This window comes from Streptomyces sp. P17 (assembly GCF_032436805.1).
Taxonomy (GTDB): domain Bacteria; phylum Actinomycetota; class Actinomycetes; order Streptomycetales; family Streptomycetaceae; genus Streptomyces.
In genome coordinates, this window is the sequence record NZ_JAVRBF010000531.1 from 1 (window position 1) to 319 (window position 319).

Below are 319 nucleotides of genomic sequence, written 5' to 3' on the forward strand. Positions count from 1 at the left end.
CGGAAAGACATACGCTAGCGTCTACGGGCGCATGCGTTGGGATACCCCGAGTCCTACCATGACGACATTATGCTATGGTTTCGGCAATGGCCGATTCGGCCACCCAGAACAGCACCGCGCTATCAGCTTGAGAGAGGCCGCCATGCTGCAATCGTTCCCTAGAGATTACCGCTTTACTCCACCTGACCAGCCCATTTACTTCAAGACTACAGGCCGCATGATTGGAAACGCCGTCCCAGTTCGGTTGGGAAAAGTGATTGGGCTGAGTTTCATTCGTCACGTCGAGACACTACGTCAGCGGCAGAGAGATCGAACTCAT

General features: G+C 54.2%; 1 protein-coding gene. It reads left to right on the forward strand.

Translation table 11 applies throughout. The annotated features are described in order from the left end of the window. Positions 1-58 precede the first annotated feature (58 nt). Positions 59-319, forward strand: a 261-nt coding sequence (locus RMT89_RS46270; protein ID WP_399498925.1) for a DNA cytosine methyltransferase, incomplete at its 3' end; no start/stop codon positions are given.